Annotated in this window: 16 protein-coding genes; 5 read left to right on the top strand and 11 right to left on the bottom strand. The window is 66.9% G+C overall.

All coding sequences use genetic code 11. The features are described 5' to 3' along the window. Positions 1 to 211 precede the first annotated feature (211 nt). The gene (locus RI03_RS04705; RefSeq protein WP_010215564.1) at positions 212 to 2,254 is read left to right on the top strand and encodes an amidohydrolase family protein; all 2,043 of its coding nucleotides are present in this window, start codon (positions 212 to 214) and stop codon (positions 2,252 to 2,254) included. Positions 2,255 to 2,269: 15 nt separating this feature from the next. Here RI03_RS04705 and RI03_RS04700 read toward each other — a convergent pair whose 3' ends face one another. Further along, a complete protein-coding gene (locus RI03_RS04700) occupies positions 2,270 to 3,118 on the bottom strand; it encodes a 3'-5' exonuclease (protein ID WP_010215563.1) in 849 nt (282 codons plus the stop codon). Between the two features lie 151 nt (positions 3,119 to 3,269). Here RI03_RS04700 and RI03_RS04695 point away from each other — a divergent pair, with 151 nt between their 5' ends. Beyond that, positions 3,270 to 3,533, top strand: a complete 264-nt coding sequence (locus RI03_RS04695) for a DksA/TraR family C4-type zinc finger protein (protein ID WP_010162615.1) — start codon at positions 3,270 to 3,272, stop codon at positions 3,531 to 3,533. Positions 3,534 to 3,599: 66 nt separating this feature from the next. Here RI03_RS04695 and RI03_RS04690 read toward each other — a convergent pair whose 3' ends face one another. The 5 genes from RI03_RS04690 to RI03_RS04670 form a co-directional block, all read right to left on the bottom strand. After that, complete coding sequence (locus RI03_RS04690) at positions 3,600 to 3,968, bottom strand: hypothetical protein (RefSeq protein ID WP_010215562.1); 369 nt, start codon at positions 3,966 to 3,968, stop codon at positions 3,600 to 3,602. Positions 3,969 to 4,005: 37 nt separating this feature from the next. Then, entirely contained in the window at positions 4,006 to 4,716 is a 711-nt protein-coding gene (locus RI03_RS04685) for a metallophosphoesterase (RefSeq protein ID WP_238542275.1), read from the bottom strand. Between the two features lie 102 nt (positions 4,717 to 4,818). Continuing rightward, positions 4,819 to 5,628 (bottom strand): hypothetical protein, encoded by an 810-nt coding sequence (locus tag RI03_RS04680; protein ID WP_010215557.1) that lies wholly within the window; start codon positions 5,626 to 5,628, stop codon positions 4,819 to 4,821. A gap of 194 nt (positions 5,629 to 5,822) precedes the next feature. Then, positions 5,823 to 7,127 carry an OmpP1/FadL family transporter gene (locus RI03_RS04675; protein ID WP_026046454.1) on the bottom strand — a complete coding sequence of 435 codons (1,305 nt, stop codon included), beginning with the start codon at positions 7,125 to 7,127 and terminating at the stop codon, positions 5,823 to 5,825. A gap of 36 nt (positions 7,128 to 7,163) precedes the next feature. After that, a complete protein-coding gene (locus RI03_RS04670) occupies positions 7,164 to 7,574 on the bottom strand; it encodes a DUF2147 domain-containing protein (RefSeq protein ID WP_010162610.1) in 411 nt (136 codons plus the stop codon). A 385-nt stretch (positions 7,575 to 7,959) separates the two neighbouring features. Between RI03_RS04670 and RI03_RS04665 the strand changes: the two genes are divergently transcribed. Next, positions 7,960 to 8,373, top strand: coding sequence for a MerR family transcriptional regulator (locus RI03_RS04665; RefSeq protein WP_010215554.1), 414 nt, complete (start codon positions 7,960 to 7,962; stop codon positions 8,371 to 8,373). A 237-nt stretch (positions 8,374 to 8,610) separates the two neighbouring features. Continuing rightward, a complete protein-coding gene (locus RI03_RS04660) occupies positions 8,611 to 9,135 on the top strand; it encodes a PEPxxWA-CTERM sorting domain-containing protein (protein ID WP_010215553.1) in 525 nt (174 codons plus the stop codon). 102 nt (positions 9,136 to 9,237) lie between these two features. On the opposite strand, the gene RI03_RS04655 is transcribed toward RI03_RS04660, so the two are convergent. Together RI03_RS04655 and RI03_RS04650 are read right to left on the bottom strand one after the other, a co-directional pair. Further along, positions 9,238 to 10,248 carry a spore coat protein U domain-containing protein gene (locus RI03_RS04655; RefSeq protein ID WP_238542274.1) on the bottom strand — a complete coding sequence of 337 codons (1,011 nt, stop codon included), beginning with the start codon at positions 10,246 to 10,248 and terminating at the stop codon, positions 9,238 to 9,240. A 143-nt stretch (positions 10,249 to 10,391) separates the two neighbouring features. Further along, the gene (locus tag RI03_RS04650) at positions 10,392 to 11,561 is read right to left on the bottom strand and encodes an MFS transporter (RefSeq protein WP_010215550.1); all 1,170 of its coding nucleotides are present in this window, start codon (positions 11,559 to 11,561) and stop codon (positions 10,392 to 10,394) included. 96 nt (positions 11,562 to 11,657) lie between these two features. Here RI03_RS04650 and RI03_RS04645 point away from each other — a divergent pair, with 96 nt between their 5' ends. Continuing rightward, a complete protein-coding gene (locus RI03_RS04645) occupies positions 11,658 to 12,560 on the top strand; it encodes a LysR family transcriptional regulator (RefSeq protein WP_026046452.1) in 903 nt (300 codons plus the stop codon). A gap of 226 nt (positions 12,561 to 12,786) precedes the next feature. Here RI03_RS04645 and RI03_RS04640 read toward each other — a convergent pair whose 3' ends face one another. From RI03_RS04640 to RI03_RS04630, 3 genes are all read right to left on the bottom strand, one after another. Further along, positions 12,787 to 15,090 carry a xanthine dehydrogenase family protein molybdopterin-binding subunit gene (locus tag RI03_RS04640; RefSeq protein WP_010215546.1) on the bottom strand — a complete coding sequence of 768 codons (2,304 nt, stop codon included), beginning with the start codon at positions 15,088 to 15,090 and terminating at the stop codon, positions 12,787 to 12,789. Beyond that, complete coding sequence (locus tag RI03_RS04635; RefSeq protein ID WP_010162604.1) at positions 15,087 to 15,566, bottom strand: (2Fe-2S)-binding protein; 480 nt, start codon at positions 15,564 to 15,566, stop codon at positions 15,087 to 15,089. The genes RI03_RS04640 and RI03_RS04635 overlap by 4 nt, the downstream gene beginning before the upstream one ends. After that, positions 15,563 to 15,991, bottom strand: a 429-nt coding sequence (locus RI03_RS04630; protein ID WP_010215543.1) for a c-type cytochrome, incomplete at its 5' end; no start/stop codon positions are given. The genes RI03_RS04635 and RI03_RS04630, both read right to left, overlap by 4 nt.

The raw sequence follows: 15,991 nt of genomic DNA, 5'->3' as shown, positions 1-15,991 counted from the left end.
CGTTGTATCCTTTAGCGTCAATGCTTTGTTGCACCGCCACGGCAGAGCGAGAGCGCAGCGCCATCGATCGCGTCCGTGCCGCGACCACGCAGCGCGGACAACAAGGCGGCGCGAACCGCCGAGATCGGGGGATTCCGGCGAACACACCCGCTCTTGCTCCCACGGCCGCGACTTGTCAGTCTCCCGAAAACACCGCCGGGGGGTAATCATCATGCTTCGACTGGGTCTCGCCGTCTTGCTCGCCACCGTGTCCTCGGCCGCCGTCGCCGGTCCCGCGACCAAGGAGCAACTCATGGCCCCGCCCGCCGGGGCGCGCCACTACACGATCAGTTCGGTCGCGGGAAAACATGGCGATATCTGGTCGTGGCGAACCGCCGACGCGCGCGTCGCCTATCGCATGTCGATGACGCTGCGCGGCTGGGTCACCGAGACCGACGAGCTGATGACGACCGGCCCCGACAAGCGGCCAACCGCGATCGAGATCCGCGGCTTCACCGATTCGGGCGATGCGACCGAAAGCTTCAGCGTCGATTCGGGCGGCGTCGCGCACTGGAAGACCGCAGTGGACGGCGGTGCCGCGCCGTTCGCGGCCAAGCGCTACAACACCTATGGCGGCCCCTGGCTGGCGGGGGAAAGCGACATCGAGGCACTCGTCGCGGCGGGCGACAAGGGAATCGATCTGCTTCCGACAGGCCACGCCTCGATCGTCGTCGGCAAGCCGGTAGAGATCACGGGGCCGCAGGGACCGAAGACGGTGAAGCTCGCCTTCATCACGGGCTACAGTTTTTCGCCGATTCCGATGTGGCTCGACGCCGACAACCATTTCTTCGGCAATGCGGGCATCATCTCGCTGCTGCCCGAAGGCTATGAGGCGGCCGGCCCCCGGCTCAAGCAGATTCAGGACGATGCCACAGCCGACATGGTGCGCGACGTTGCGCATCGCTTCCTGCGCCCGGCCAATGCGACGCCGACGCTGGTCGACCACATCCTCCTGTTCGACTCCGTTGCCGGAAAGTATCTTCCCGATCGCGCGGTCCTGATCGCCAACGGCAAGATCGCGACCGTCGCGGCGGGCGGAACGATCACGGCACCGGCCGGGGCGACGGTGCTCGACGGACGCGGCAAGACGATCCTCCCGGGATTATGGGATGCGCACCGCCACGTCGGTGGCGACGACTGGAACCTGTTGCAGAACGTCGCGACGGGGATGACCAACTACCGCAGCCCGGGCTCGATGATCGATGAGACGCTCAGCATCTACAAGCGCCGCGCGGCGGGGGATCTGCTCGCGCCCGACGGCAAGGTCTCGGTGATCATCGATCGCAAGGACCCGCTCGCAGCACAAGGCGCGCTGACCGTCACGTCCGCCGCCGAGGCGATCGCGGCCGTCGACAAGATCAAGGCGGCCGGGCTTTGGGGTGTCAAATTCTACACGTCGATGAATCCGGCGTGGATCGCCCCGGCGGCGGCTGAGGCGCACAAGCTCGGCCTGCACGTCCACGGCCACGTCCCCGCGGGCATGCGCCCGCTCGATGCGGTACGCGCTGGCTATGACGAGGTCACGCACATCAACTTCATCATGATGCAGGCGATGCCGCAGGACGTGGTCGACAAGGCGAACACCGCCGCCAGGCTGGAAGGCCCGGCGAAATACGGGAAGGACGTCGACCTCGATTCCCCGGCGATGACGGCCTTCTACGCCGAACTCGGCAAGCGCGGCACGGTGATCGATCCGACCCTGACCGTCTGGGAGCAGTTGATGACGTCGGACGGCACCGCGATGTCCCCCGAATATGCGGCCTTCGCCGATGTTTCGCCGCCATCGGTGGTACGCGGCTGGAAAATCGCGGGCTATCCGTTGTTCGGCGACCTGACTCGGGACGATTTCCGCAAGAGCTTCACGAAGATGGTCGGGCTGGTCGGTCGCCTGCACCGCGCCGGCGTGCCGATCGTCGCGGGGACCGACGGCTATGGCCTCGAACTCGTGCGGGAGATCGAACTGTACCAGCAGTCCGGCCTCAGCAACGCCGAGGCCTTGCAGACCGCGACGATCGTTCCGGCGAAGCTGACGGGCATGGCGGACCGGACCGGCTCGATCGCGACTGGAAAGACGGCGGACGTGATCCTGGTCAACGGCGATGTCTCACAGGACCTGGGAAACCTGCGCCATGTCGACACGGTCTTTCTCGACGGCTACCGGCTCGACGCGGCAGCGCTGCGGCGCGCAAGCGGGATGAGCGGCATGCCGCAATGAGTGCGACGGGCCACGTCAGCCAACCGCTGCGAGACGCTCCCTGATCTCGTCCTCGGATACGATCTCGATCCGGTGACCCTCCCGCCGCAGCGCGTCCGCGCGGCGGTGATCGGCATGCGCGGTCACATAGTGCCCGAAGGGTTGATCGTTGCTGATGACGAGCTTCGTCGTGGTCAGGCCGACCGACGCGACGACCCTGCCCCCCGCCGCAGCGAGGCGCCGCGCCAGCGCACCGTCGCGCGGTGCCCCCAGGATCGCGACCCGTTCGCCCTTCAACGGACCCACCGCCGCCGCCTTCGGCGCGGGGCCACCGCGCCCCCGGGGCGGGGCCAGCCAGCCGGCGAGGTCGATTCCGGTGTGATCGATCGCGCGGACGATCACCATGCCGGCCGCCCGCGCGTCGCTCAGCGCATCGTGGTGCTTGTGGCGCACCCCCAGGAACTTGCTCAACACGTTGAGCCGGTGGCTCGGCAGTTCGGGCCACGCCCGCTTCGCGACGCGCACGCTGTCCAGCCACGTGGTCCTGATCTCCGCCCGGTCATGGACCCGACACGCCGCGCCGAGCGCCCCCTTGTCGAAGAAGGAGTGCGCGACGGTGATCCGTCCGGATAGATGCGAGTCGATCGCGGCGTGGACGTCGGCGAAGGTCGGCGCGCCGAAGACATGGTCGCAGGTGAGACCGTGGATTCGCGTGTTGAACGACGAGAACCGGTCGAGCGGATCGACCAGCGTTTCATAGTCGAACACCTCGACCCCGTTCCTGAAGCCGACGATCCCGACCTGGCAAATGCTGCTGACGCTCGAACACGCCGTCTCGACGTCGATGACGACGAAATCGACTATGGTGCGGGCGGCGACAGGCAAAGGGGCAACGGAGTCCATGCCACGGAACATACCGGGTCCTTCGGCAAAACGCACCCGTCATGACGACCCGCCCGCCACCGCGACGCCGCCGCCTTGGCAGCGCCGCGCGCGACCCCATATTGGTCCCAAGCAACGAATATCAGGTGACACTATGGCAAGCGGATGGGCGCCCGAGGGCGCGGTTCAGGATCAGATCGACGACACCATCAACGACGCGGTCCTGTTCGCCCGGTCGCGCATGCCGACGGGCGACGGCGCAGCGGAATGCAACGAATGCGGCGAACCCATTCCCCAGCGCCGCCGAGACGCGCTGCCCGGCGTCCGCACATGCGTCGCCTGCCAGAGCCAGCGTGATCAGAGTCCTGCCTTCTCCGCGATCAACCGCCGGGGCAGCAAGGACAGTCAGTTGCGGTAGCGCGCGACTGCAAACCGTACGATTCAAGCGTGCCCAATGGAGCGGCGGCCCCGGGCCGCCCTTCGCTCAATTGTCGAAATAGCGCCGTGACTGCGGCATGCGGCGGCGTTTGCGCGTGGCGAAGGCCCAGCAGGCAATCCCCACGCCCAATTGCAGAAGCACGGTCAGCGCGATCAACAGGGTGGGTTCGGTCGATCCGCCGCGCGTGAAGAGCAACGCGACTGCGACGGCGACGAGATACGCCACGCCCGCCACCAGGACCCGCAAGCGCCGCGCCGAATCCCACGCGTCGAACGGGGCGACGATCGCCAGACATGCCGCCGCGACGAGCAGCGCGATCGCCACGCCGATCGGCGCAGCGACGAGGATCGCGAGCAGCATCGTGGCGAGCGACAGGATCGACACGACCGAGGCGAAGATGCGAAGGCGTAGCATTAGGGCGTTCCCAAACCAGTCGGCACAATGAAGAATCCTAGCATGACGTTTCCGCCGACCGCGTCCGCGCCTGCAGGAACACGATCGTTTCCCCCTCGAGGCGAACCGCGGTGAGGACACCGGTCGAATAGGCGCCCGTATCGATACCGATTCGGTTCGCCGTCATCTCGGGTTCGTCCGCGCTCCAGCTATGTCCATGGACGACGATCTTGTCGAAACGGTAATCCGCCGACAGGAACTCTTCCCCGATCCACAGGCAATCCTCCTCGCTTTGCCGCGCGATGGACACGCGGGGTTTTAGCCCCGCGTGGACGAACAGGTAATCGCCACACATCGTCCGGATCGGCAAGCCCCGCAGGAATGCGAGATGCGACGCGGGCATCTTGTCCAGCAACCGGTCGCGCAGCGCCCGGCAGGCCGTTTCGAGCGACGCCAGATCGTCCCCCGGCACATCGACGCCATAGGACATCAGGGTTTGCGCGCCATCGCGTCGGAGCCAGGGGATATTCCGGTCGGGATGATCGAGAAAATCGAGCAGCATCACCTCATGATTTCCACGCAGGAAGACGATTTCGAGCGTGGACTGGCGCGACAGCCAGACAAGCGCGGTCAGGACCTGCGAGGATTGCGGCCCGCGATCGACATAATCGCCGCAGAACACCAGCAAGGGGGGGGCGACCGTCGACGATCGTCGCCATGTCCGCGACGATCGCTTCCAGCAGCGCGGACACAAGATCGTAGCGACCATGGATATCGCCAATCGCGTAGACGACCCTGCCCTCGGTCGATCGCGCCCGTTCGGCGCGTTCGCCGGGCGAACGCAGAACCACGGGGATCGCTGCACCCTCGGTCATTCGCCGCCGTCCTGGCGGGCGCGGTCGAGCATCCCCGTCAGCCGGTCATACCGCTGGATCGTCCCGTCGGGATCATCCTGCGCGGCCTCGCGCGCGCGGATCCACTGGCGGTTGATCGACTCGAGCTGGCCATAGGGGACCCCGCTCTGCCGCGCGCGGCGATAGGCGCGCCGCAGCCGGGCATCCGCGTTGAGGACGTCCTGATAGATGCAGCGGTCTTCGAGGCTCCCTGGGGGGCATTGCGACGACGCCCCACCGTCCGAACTCTCGCCGCGCGTGAGCACGGGCCGCTGTGAAGAATCGGCTCTCGCGAGCGTTGCGCGCGGCGCTGTGCCGGCCGGTTGCTCGCCCCGTACCGCGCGCCGATCGACGACCCGCGCCCGGTTGGAAGCCGTGGATGCTTCGGCAGGCGGCGCAAGGGTGCCATCCGTCGGCGGCGGCGGAAGAGGATCCTCGACGTCCGTGGCGACTGTCTGGTGCGCCGCCTGCTCGCCCGAAGGGGTCGGAACGGTCGCCGTTGGGGCGGCACGCTGCGACGGCGGGATCGGGGCAACGTGGCGAGTCGACTCCAACGGCTTCGGCAACTGGCCGAATTGGCCATAACCAACCGCGAGCGCAGTGCCCGCGACCAGCACCAGTGCGGGCGCGACGATCGTGAAGAACCGCCAGTCCCGCTTGCCACGGGCCCGCGCATCCTGCCGCGAGCGATCCTGCTGCGCCGAGTTCACGGGCGCACGGTCGCTCAGCGGCTTGAAAATCCGGTCCATGTCGGCGGACACGGATGTCGGGGGCAGATCGCTCGCCATCGCACTTCTCCTCCGCGCGACCGTTACGGCGGACGTCTGTACTATCGCTTAACCGCGCGCCGCACCAGAATGACGGAGGCGCGGAATGCACGCGGTTCGCGTTCTGCCCGGTCGCAGCCGAGGGGAGCTTCGCAAGGGCTTGATCTAGCGCGATTCAGCGGGAGAAGCATCGCTTCCCCCGCTGCATGTTTTTATCAGAACGTCACGCGCCCGCCGACCGAGAGCACGACCGCATGCGCATTGCGGAGCAGACCGTTGGTGACGATCGGCGTCTGCGCGGCGGTGCCGGCAAAGGCCGCGGTGGTGCGATCGATCGTCTCGTTGCTGAAGTCGACATAGCTCGCCGCCGCATCCAGCGCGATGTGCGAGGTCAGCTGGTAGCTGCCACCCGCGGCATAGGTCCAGCGGTTGGCGTCGGGCACGCGCGCGTCGCGCAGGCCGTCCTGCGTCGGGGTGATCGTCCGCTGAAGGCCAGCGCGGACGGTCGCCTTGGGGGTGAGCGCATAGTCGACGCCGCCCGCGAGGCTCCAGCTATCCCGGTAATTTTCCGGGATCGCGACGTTGAGCGGCGCGCCGAGCCGGATCGCATCGAACCTGCTCCAGTTATACGCGACGACCTGCGCGTTGAGCGTCAGCGCGTTGGTCGCCTTGAGCCGACCCGCGACGATCACCTGCCCCGGGGTGCGGAACTTCGCCTGGACGCCCGACAACGACGTGTTCGACGCGGCGAGCGGCCCGACCAGATTGTAGATGTTGAGATCGCCGGTGAGCGTATGCTCGATGCTCGACTTGTAGCTGATGCCGACGGTCGCGATCCGGTTATGAAGCTGGACGCCCGCGGTCCAGCCGAAGTCCCAGCCATCGCCGTTCAGCGCCTGGGTGCCGTCCGGCAGCGATGCGAGGACGTTGGGAAGCTGGTTGCTGAGGAAGGCGTTGGTATATTCTACGTTGAGCGCGCCGCCGACTCGCAGCCAGTCGGTCAGCACCACGCCGATCGACGGCTGGATGTCGATCGTTCGCAACCGCGTCTTGTCAGCGCTGTAGCGTGCCCAGCTGTTCGAATCATAATCGGTGGTGAAGCTGAACGGCGACGTGACCGCGACGCCGATCGCGATCCGGTCGTTGATCGGATAGGCGATCGCACCGCTCGGCAGGACGCCGTTGTTGATCGGGTCGCGCGAGACCGCATTGCCACGCACCGGCGCGAACGCCTGGCCCGGGCGACGGATCAGCGTGCCGTTGTCGATCACTTCGCCCTTGGGCAGGATCGCGGTCGTGCTGACCGCGGCTTCGCCACTGGTGATGCCCGCGATTGCGGCGGGGTTCCACCACAGCGACGCCGGACCGGTGTCGGCGGCTTCACCCGAGAAGGCGCGCCCTGCGCCACGCGCCGACTGCGCCTCGAGATAGAAAGCGTCGGCATGCGCGACGCTGGCGAAGCCAAGCGAGGAGACAAGCGCGGTCGCGCCCAGCAACGGGGCCTTGATACGATTTACCATGGGAATTCCTGTACTCATCACTGGGGGGAAAAGGATTTAGCGGACACGCGTCCAGGTTTGCGTCTTGCACAACGGGAAGAAGACGCAGCCGCGCAGTTTCAATTGGTTGGCGCCGAGCGGGGTGATCTTGCCGCTGTAGGTCTTGCCGTCATCGGCGTTATAGACCTGGCCGTTGCTCCACACGCCGTCCGCCTCGGGCTTGAACCCGCTCAGCATCTGCATGCCTTCGATCGGGCGATTGCGCAGCGCGGTGTTCGAATTGCGCGCGTCCTTCATGCCCGGATTGGCGCGAAGCGCGTCGGACGTGACGATCTTTCCGCAGATCGAGGGACCGCAGCGCGCGATCTCGACGATGGCATTGTGGGTTTCGGTCCTCCAGCGACCGACGACGGTATCGGGGGCGAGCGGGGCTCCAGCGAGCAGCGCTCCGAGGATCAGCAGGGACATCGTCTTTCCTCTCCATCAGGCCGCCCCTGGAACAGGACTGGCCACGGACGTTTCCTTGAGGACGCCGCATCCGTGCGATCGTCCGAACCGATCGGCTCGCGTCTTATGCGCGAGGCCGATGCCGTATACGGCATCTCGCCTATAAGGATGAGCGACGTGGTCAAGGATTCTTGCCGGCAAGGAAGAAGATCCTTCGGGTTTCATGGGTTTGCGTGACTTTTCTGCAACGCTTCCGGGGTCGCCCGCGACAATACCGGCACCGCGACAAATGGCGTTTCCCTTATCGCCGCAAATCCGCGACACGGGATTCAAGACGCAAGTGCGGGCTGCGATCCCCACCGGACCGGCCCGGAAACGATGATAACGCGTCACCGGAGGAGCTGGATTGGACGACGGGCAGCAGGAGCTCGCGGGGATCAACGCGGTTGCGCGGATGCTGGCCATCACGCCGCGGACGCTGCGCTTCTACGAGGATCGCGGACTGATCACCCCGAGCCGGGTCGGCACGATTCGCGTCTACACCAAGCGCGAAATCGCCCGGATGCAGCTGATCCTGCGGGGCAAGCGGCTTGGCTTCACGCTTGCCGACATCACCGAATTCCTCGACCTGTATGACGCCGACCCGCAGCATGTCGAACAGATGCGCGCGCTCGCCGAGCGCTGTCGCGAGCGGATCGACCGCCTCGACGCCCAACGCGACGCGATCGCCGAGACGCTGGGCGAACTGGAAAAGATCGAAGCGCAGGCGCTCGATCGGATCGCTGGCGTGACCCGCGAGCAGGCGCGCGCGACGGGGTGACCGACAGAAGACGGCGTTGCGGCAGATCGGAACGCGCGAGGCGCGAAGATATCTTGAGTAATCCACCAGTTTTCTCTGGTTTCCTCGCAATATCCGACTTTTCCGTCAACCACGCTTACAGATTTCAATCCGAACGTCTCATCGTCTTCAGTAAATAAACGATATTTCAAGTTGCACGAAGTTTGCATTTTCTCCTCGTCGCCAATGGCCAACAGGCACTCAGGGAATGGAATAAAGATGAAACGTATCGGTTATTTGTTTGCGATGTCGGCTATGGCGGCTTCCGCCCCCGCGACCGCAACATCGATTGTCTGGACGCTCAGCGGCGTCGAATTCTCCGACGGCGGCACCGCGTCGGGGACCTTTTCTATTGATTCTGACACCGGCGCAGCGCTGGGTTATGATATTACGACATCGGCGGGAACGGCTCTTTGTTCTTATCATTACACTGATCAGGATGGCTTCGTCTTCCGTGACTATTTCACCAAAAACTCAATCATGTTCTTTAATCCTGAAGTCACTCGGTACACGGTATTCACATTTCTGAAACCGCTAACCTCTGGTATCACGAACGACATCTCTACCGCGTACAGTTCATACGAGTGCAGAAACTGCGGCGACGCTCGTTTCGTGATTTCGGGGTTTGCAACAAGTTCCATCCCCGAGCCTGCAACCTGGACGTTGATGCTGGCCGGGTTCGGGCTGGTTGGCTTTGCCCTACGCAAGGGCGTCAAGCCGATGGTCCGCGTCACCTACACCTGATCGCTGTTCCAGCTTGCACCGTAGCCGCCGACCCTTCGGCATTGGCGGCTACGGCTTAACCCGGGTGCGTTCGGCACCCCTCATCTGCAACGCCCCCCAGCATCACTTCAAACTGTACGGCATCGTAATCGTATAGGACGACGCCGGGGCCATCGTGCCCTGCGGACGGAACCGGACCGTCGTCACCGCGGCTTGCGAAGCCGCCGCCCCTGCAACCGGCACGTACGTCCAGCTATTGCCGCCGTCGGACGAGAAATCGACCTGATCGGTGGTGCTCGATGGCCCGGCATAGCCGAAGGTGACGCCCGATGGCGGGCTTCCCTCGCTCGACTGCACCACGGTGCCGCTCCCGCTGCCGTCGCCATCGAGCGCGATCGCCATACCGCCGGGGGTCGGCAACACCGCCTGGAGCGCGTTGAGTTCGGTCGCGACGATGTCGGGGTTGGTGATCGACACGTTGATCCGGCGCTTGCTCCCCGGAATCGCGCGCGGGTTGCTGGTGCCGCTGACCGGGTCCCAGGTGACTTGTCCGAACGCGATCGTGATCGTCGGGGGTCTGGCCGCGACCACCAGCGTGACGGTGATGACCCCGGTCTTGCTCCCGCTGTCGACGGCACCGAGGCAGACGCCGAGCGCGGAGGCGAGACCGTTGCAGAAATTCCAGTCCCATTTGACCGAAAAACTGCCGGTATAGGTGCCCGGCGCGACATAGCCGATGCTCGCGAGCTTGAAATAGACCGGCACGTCGATCGTCCCGTCCCCCAGCAGATTGAGCAGGTTCACCGCCGGGCCGTTCATGTAGAAGGCAGCAGTCCCCGCCTTGAGCTCGACCGTGGCGTTGGCGTCCGCGAAGACGCGGTAGCTGACGGTGTTCGCGGGGCCGGCGGCCGAGGTCAGGTTGAGCACGGTCCCCGCCGGGATCGTCGCCTTCAGGAAATTGCCCGACAGGACCGTCAGCGCGGTAAACCCCGTGCAGCGAAACCCGCCGCTCGTCTTCACGTACGGCGCGCTCGCCTTGATCGCGGAGGGAGAAAAGGTGCCGACCGATGCCGCGGTCGGCGTCGTGACGTCGCACGCGAAGGCGGGCGTCGCGACCGTCGCGAGCGCCAGCACCAGACACGCCATCCAACGGAGGCAAGCGCGGCGAAAGGCCTGCAAAAGAGCGGTGCGCGACATGCACGCCACTCATCATGCAGGGCGTTTCCAAGAGGTAAACACCCGGCGCGCCCGCGATCGAACGAGACTAAGGTCTAAGATCAGCCTGCCGTCGCCAGCCGCGCACGCCCCGCCTGCAGCCGCAGCAGAAGCACCAGCGCAAGCCCGCTCCCCGCCATCACCGCACCCGCGATCGACACTGCGGGATAGCCCATCCCTGCCCCGATCACCGCGCCGCCGAGCGCCGCGCCGACCGCATTGCCGAGGTTGAACGCGCCGATGTTCATCGCCGACGCGAGGTTGGGCGCATCCCCCGCCGCCGCCATCACGCGCATCTGGAGCGGCGGGACCAGCGCGAAGCTCGCCACGCCCCACAGGAAGATCAGCACCGCCACGGGCACCGGCCACGCCATCGCACCCGCGAACACCACGAGCAGCGCGACCAGACCGCCCAGCGTGACGATCAGCGTCCCGTCGACCGAGCGATCGCCATAGCGGCCCCCCAGCCAGTTCCCGACCGTGAGCCCCAGCCCATACAGCACCAGCATCGCGGTGACGAAACCGGTCGAGGCGTGCGCCTGCGTCTGGAGGATCGGGACGATATAGGTGAACACCGTGAACATCGCGCTCGACCCGATCACCGTCAGCAACAGCGCGACCAGCACCGGCCCGTGCACCAGCACGCGCAATTCGGCGCGCATGTCGCTGTCGGCATCCGCCGGGATGACCGGGACGGCGAAGCGCAGCGCCGCCATCGCGAGCACGCCGAGCCCGGTGATCGCCCAGAACACCGTCCGCCAGCCGAACGCTTCCGCCGCCCACGCCGCGAGCGGGACGCCGCCGACATTGGCGATCGTCAGCCCCATGAACATCGTCGCGACCGCGCCTGCGCGGCGATCCGCCGGCACCAGCCGCGCCGCGACGACCGACCCGACGCCGAAGAACGCCCCGTGATTGAACGAGGTGACGACCCGCGCGATCAGCAAGGTGGTGTAGCTGCCCGACAAGGCCGCGAGCAGGTTGCCGATGGTGAAGATCGCCATCAGCGCGATCAGCAACGTCCGCCGGGGAACGCGCGCGGTGGTCAGCGTCATCAGCGGCGCGCCGATCAGCACGCCGACCGCATAGGCGCTGATCAGCAACCCTGCGGTCGGGATCGACACGCCGAGGTCGGTCGCGATGACGGGGAGCATCCCCATCGGCGCGAATTCGGTGACGCCGATGCCGAACGCACCGACGGCCAGCGCCAGAATGGCGGGGTTGAGTTTCATACGTATCTTCCGGTCTGTGATTTTCCTCAAATGGTGCAACGCAGCGTCCTCCGGTAGAGGGTAAGCAGGACCAGCAGCTTTGCGGGAGAATCACAGATGGTGCGCAGGGTGGATCGCGCGGGCGAGATGGAGGCGTTCGATGCAGTGGTCCGCGCGGGCAGCCTGTCGGCGGGCGCGCGCGCGCTGGCGCTGACGCCGTCCGCGCTCAGCCGGATCATCTCGCGGATCGAAAGCAGGCTCGGCGTGCGGTTGCTGGTGCGGACGACGCGGACGCTGACCGTGACGCCCGAGGGCGAGGCCTATCTGCTCGCGGCGCGGCGGATCCTCGCGGACCTGACCGAGTCCGAAGCGGCGATCGCCTATCAGGCGGCACCCCGCGGGCGGCTGCGGGTGAGCGCGTCGCTCGCTTATGGCCGGATCACGATCGTGCCGTTGCTCGCGGATTTCGTCGCGCGCTATCCCGAGATCCTGGTCGACCTCAGCCTCAGCGACGAGCTGACCGACGTGCTCGGCGGCCAGGCGGACGTGGCGATCCGCTTCGGTCCGCTCGCCGACAGCCCGCTGACCGCGCGGCGGATCGGGTCGAATGGCCGGACGATCGTCGCCGCCCCCGCCTATCTCGCGCGCGCCGGGATGCCGCAGGTGCCCGAGGACCTGCACGACCATAATTGCCTCAACTTCAATTTCCGCCGGGTCGACCCTGGCTGGCCATTCGTGCGCGACGGCGCCGCGTTCGCGCTGGACGTCGGCGGGAACATCGCGGCGAACAACGGCGAGACGCTGGTCCAGCTCGCGCAGGCGGGCGTCGGGATCACGCGGGTCGGGAGCTTTCACGTGGCGGATGATGCCGCGGCGGGGCGACTGGTCGCGCTGCTCGACGCGTTCAACCCGGGCGACACCGAGGACATTCACGCGATCTTCGTCGGCGGCGCAAACACCCCGCGCCGCGTGCGCGTGTTCGTGGATTTCCTGGCGGAGCGGCTGGCGGGGCGCGGATAGGTTCGGGGCGCGGTTGCCGGGCCTCGCTCCCACCCGTTCGTCGCTCGAAACGAACGGATTGGGTTGAATACGTCCAACGCCGCTGCGCGCGGTTCTGGCGTATTCACGGCACCCCACAACAGCCGTCACCCCGGCCCTGTGCCGGGGTCCACCGTGCCGCTATCTCAACGCTTTACGGACGCGGACCACGGTGGACCCCGGGCCAAGCCCGGGGTGACGGCAGCGATCAGGCCCCCTTCAGCCCCGCCTTCACCGCCGCGGGCGTGATCGGGATATGCCGCAGCCGAACCCCGACCGCCGCGAAGATCGCGTTGCCGATCGCCGGCCCGACCACCGTGGTCGCGGGCTCGCCCAGCCCGACCGGGACTTCCGCGCTCTCGACAAAGCTGATGTCCATCTCGGGCACGTCGGCGATGCGCAGCGGCAGATAGGTGTTGAGATTGGTGTCCTTCACCTGCCCCGCCTCGAAGCCGGTGCCCTCGTGCAGCGCCATGCTGAGCCCCCACAGCGCCGCGCCCTGCACCTGCGCCAGCGCGCCATCGGGGTCGACGATCGTCCCGGCGTCCACCACCAGCGTCAGTTTCTGAACCCGCACGAAGCCGGTCGCGCGATCGACATGGACCTGCGCAACGCACGCCGACCAGGTCGGCATGTCGCGCTCCTGCCCGAAGCTCGTCGCGATGCCGAGCGCGGTGTCGGCAGGGAGCGTCGTCCCCCAGCCCGCCTTCGCCGCCGCGCGCCGCACGACCTCCGCCTGCCGCAAAGCGCCGCCGACCGCATTGGGCGCGGACCCGGCGTTGCGACCCTTGCCGGTCAGCAGCTTCAATCGGAACGCGACGGGATCGGTCTTCGTATGATGCGCCGCCTCGTCCATGAAGGATTCGAGCGCCCAGTTGGTCCAGCCCGGCCCGACCGAGCGGAGCCAGCCCGGCCGGAAGGTGGTGTTGGCGAGATCGTTCGCCACCGCGCGCACGGTCTGATGCCCGACGTCATACCAGTGATCCGCACCCGAGATCGCGAACGGGTCGTACTGGCCGCCCTTCTTTGTCTTCGCCAGCAGCGTGGGGCCAGCGAGCACTTGGGTCGGCCAGCCAGCGCAGGCGTGATGCTCCATCGCCTGGATCTGCCCGTCGTCGCCGAACGCCATCCGCACCCGCTGGACCGAGGGCGAGCGGACCGAGTCGAACCGCGCATCGTCCTCGCGCGTCAGGATCATCTTGACCGGACGCTTGAGCGCCTTGGCCGCGAGCGCCGCCGGGACGGTATAATCCCCGTTCAACCGGCGACCGAATCCCCCACCGAGCAGATAGCTGCGCATCACCACCTTGGTCTCGGGCACGCCGAGCGCCTTTGCGAGCGTCGGCAGGATCAGGCTCTGCCACTGGTTGCCCGCGTGGATCTCGAACACGCCGTCCTTCTCGAACGCGAGCGCGTTGAGCGGCTCGAGCTGGAAGTGCAGCACGGTCGCGGTGGTGTAGCTCTGTTCGAGCGTCTTGCCCGCGGCGTTGCCGAACGACGGGGTCGTATCGTCATCCGCGACGTCGAGCTTGATCCCGCCGTCCGCCTTGGCGACCAGCGCCGCGCCGTGGTCGAGCAGCATCTTTTCGCTGACGTCCGCGCCGGCGCCCGGCGTCCACGTCACCTTGAGCAGGTCGGTCGCCTTGATCGCCGCATAGTAACTTGACGCGATCACCATCACCCAGCCGGGGACGGTATCCGACGGATCGTCGAGCACGAGATAGCGCAGATAGCCCTTCACGCCCTTCGCCGCGCTGTCGTCGACCGAGACGACCTTCGACCCATTGCGTGTCGGCGGCATCTTGGGGCGGGCGTAGACCATGCCGGGCACCTTGGCGTCGATGCCGTAGATGCCGCTGCCGTTGATCTTGGCATCCATGTCGAGCGCATGGACCGGCTTGCCGATCAGGCGACGGTCCTTGACCGGCTTGATCGGCAGCGTCTTCATTTCATCGGCAGTGAACTGCCGCGCGACCGCGCCGCTCTTTGCGATGTCGCCATAGGACATCGAGCGCCCGCCGGCATGGACAGCGCCCGCGCGTGCGGTGCAACTTGCGGCGCTGACGCCCATCAGCTTGGCGCCCGCCTCGATCAGCGCGATCCGCCCCGCCGCGCCGGCCTGGCTGAACACCGGATAGGTCTGCCACACCGACCAGCTCCCGCCGGTGACCATCAGCCCCCATTTGGGATCGGTATCGACATGGACGATGCGGACCTTGTCCCAATCCGCCTCGAGCTCGTCCGCCAGGATCCGCGCGAGCGCGGTCCCGACGTGCTGGCCCATCTCGGCGCGGATGATGTTGACCGTGATGATCCCGGCCGAATCGATCCCGAACCACAGCGTCGGATCGAACGACGGGCCGGTCGTCGCCGCAGGCACGCTGCCCGGCACGGCGGGATCGATCGCGGCGATCACGCGCGAGAAGCCGAAGGCGACGCCCCCGGCCGCACTCGCGACGAGGAAGCCACGGCGGCTGAACGCCTGGTCGGCGGCGGTGCGCAGGCGGCTCATGCCTTTGGCTCCGGGGGAACGGCGGCGGTCTGGCCGACCGCCTGCTTTATCGCGGCGCGGATGCGAACATAGGTCATGCAGCGGCACAGGTTGCCCGTCATCACCGCGTCGATCTCGGCGTCGCTCGGCGCCGGGAAATCCTTGAGCATCGCGGCAGCCTGCATGATCTGGCCCGACTGGCAGTAGCCGCATTGCGGCACCTGCAGCTCGCGCCACGCCTGCTGGAGTGGGTGGTTGGACGCGGGGTCGAGCCCCTCGATCGTGGTCACGTCCGCGCCCTCGATCGAGGCGACCGGGGTGATGCACGACCGTGTCGCGCGCCCGCCGACATGGACGGTACACGCGCCGCACATCCCGATCCCGCAGCCGAACTTGGTGCCGGTCAGCCCGATGTCATCGCGGATCACCCACAGCAGCGGGGTATCGTCGTCGACCGTGGTGGTGACGGCGCGTCCATTGATGGTGAACTGAGTCATTCGCCCTTCCCCTGCGCGCGGCCCGGCTCGCGGATCGCGGCGACCTTGTTCTGGAGATCGGCCCAGGCCGGCTTGTCGGTACGGGTCTTGCGCAGCCACGCGGCGAGCCGCGCGATGTCGGCGTCGCTGAAGCCGGTGAACCCCGGCATCACAACCCCCGGCGCGCCGTCCGCGGCGCTGACGCCGTGGAGGATCACCTGGATCAGGTTGGTCGGATCGTCCATGCTCACCGCGCTGTTGAGCGCGAGGTCCGGGCGCAGCGGGTTGAGCGCCTTGCCGTTGTAATGGCACGAGGCGCACGCCCCCGCGTACAGCCGCGCGGCGGGATCATATTGCAGCCCCAGCCCGATGCCCTCGCTCGCCGCCGCCTTGCGAAGCGCGGCGGTGGCCTTGGCTTCCTGTCCGGCCGAGCCGTTACGGCTCCC

Origin of the sequence: Sphingomonas sp. PAMC 26621, from assembly GCF_000251145.1 — a bacterium.
Lineage (GTDB): Bacteria > Pseudomonadota > Alphaproteobacteria > Sphingomonadales > Sphingomonadaceae > Sphingomonas.
This window is presented reverse-complemented; position numbering and strand designations above follow the sequence as displayed.

What these genes read in the sequence shown, in the direction of transcription:
- RI03_RS04680 (WP_010215557.1), bottom strand. Translation starts at nt 5,628, where the DNA reads ATGGCGAGCGATCTGCCCCCGACATCCGTGTCCGCCGACATGGACCGG.
- RI03_RS04635 (WP_010162604.1), bottom strand. Translation starts at nt 15,566, where the DNA reads ATGACTCAGTTCACCATCAATGGACGCGCCGTCACCACCACGGTCGAC.
- RI03_RS04685 (WP_238542275.1), bottom strand. Translation starts at nt 4,716, where the DNA reads ATGGTCGCTACGATCTTGTGTCCGCGCTGCTGGAAGCGATCGTCGCGG.
- RI03_RS04675 (WP_026046454.1), bottom strand. Translation starts at nt 7,127, where the DNA reads ATGGTAAATCGTATCAAGGCCCCGTTGCTGGGCGCGACCGCGCTTGTC.
- RI03_RS04690 (WP_010215562.1), bottom strand. Translation starts at nt 3,968, where the DNA reads ATGCTACGCCTTCGCATCTTCGCCTCGGTCGTGTCGATCCTGTCGCTC.
- RI03_RS04660 (WP_010215553.1), top strand. Translation starts at nt 8,611, where the DNA reads ATGAAACGTATCGGTTATTTGTTTGCGATGTCGGCTATGGCGGCTTCC.
- RI03_RS04705 (WP_010215564.1), top strand. Translation starts at nt 212, where the DNA reads ATGCTTCGACTGGGTCTCGCCGTCTTGCTCGCCACCGTGTCCTCGGCC.
- RI03_RS04645 (WP_026046452.1), top strand. Translation starts at nt 11,658, where the DNA reads ATGGTGCGCAGGGTGGATCGCGCGGGCGAGATGGAGGCGTTCGATGCA.
- RI03_RS04640 (WP_010215546.1), bottom strand. Translation starts at nt 15,090, where the DNA reads ATGAGCCGCCTGCGCACCGCCGCCGACCAGGCGTTCAGCCGCCGTGGC.
- RI03_RS04650 (WP_010215550.1), bottom strand. Translation starts at nt 11,561, where the DNA reads ATGAAACTCAACCCCGCCATTCTGGCGCTGGCCGTCGGTGCGTTCGGC.
- RI03_RS04695 (WP_010162615.1), top strand. Translation starts at nt 3,270, where the DNA reads ATGGCAAGCGGATGGGCGCCCGAGGGCGCGGTTCAGGATCAGATCGAC.
- RI03_RS04670 (WP_010162610.1), bottom strand. Translation starts at nt 7,574, where the DNA reads ATGTCCCTGCTGATCCTCGGAGCGCTGCTCGCTGGAGCCCCGCTCGCC.